The 425-nt window shown below is 69.4% G+C and carries 1 protein-coding gene; it reads right to left on the bottom strand.

Features of this window, described 5'->3' with window-relative positions; translation table 11 throughout:
* Positions 1-405, bottom strand: a 405-nt coding sequence (locus KUM39_RS27985) for a DUF6584 family protein (RefSeq protein WP_217788575.1), incomplete at its 3' end; no start/stop codon positions are given.
* Between the last annotated feature and the right edge of the window lie 20 nt (positions 406-425).

The following is a 425-nucleotide window of genomic DNA, read 5'->3' as shown; positions in this document are numbered from 1 at the left end:
CCCTTCCAGGTCGTCCCGGTAGGAGGCGGGGTCGTCCCAGTCGACGGGGTGCCCCACCTGCTCGGCGCAGGCGGTCCGCACTGCAACCAGCTGCCTCTTCGCAAAGGCAGTGGCCGCCTTCGTCTCGGGGCCGCGCCAGGCTAGGGCCTTCATCCTCCACCCGGGAAACCCGTACCGCGTCTCAAAGGCGGCGGTCTCGTCGGCGTTCCGGTCCTCTTCGAGGTACATCCAACGTCCAACCTCGGCAGCGTCGCCGTAGAGCCGGTACACCTCTGCCAGACGGCGGCGGAGCGTCAGGTCGTGCGGGAAGGACGAGACGAGACCGCGCAGGCGCTGGCGGGCGACGGGAACCCGGCCAGCGGCCAGGTCCGCATCGACTCGGACAAGGGTCTCTCTCAGGGGCATGAACGCATGATCGGGTACCG

Source organism: Streptomyces corallincola (assembly GCF_019104725.1).
Classification (GTDB): Bacteria; Actinomycetota; Actinomycetes; order Streptomycetales; family Streptomycetaceae; genus Streptomyces; species Streptomyces corallincola.
The sequence above is the reverse complement of the archived record's forward strand: the minus strand, read 5'-3'. Positions and strand labels throughout refer to the sequence as shown.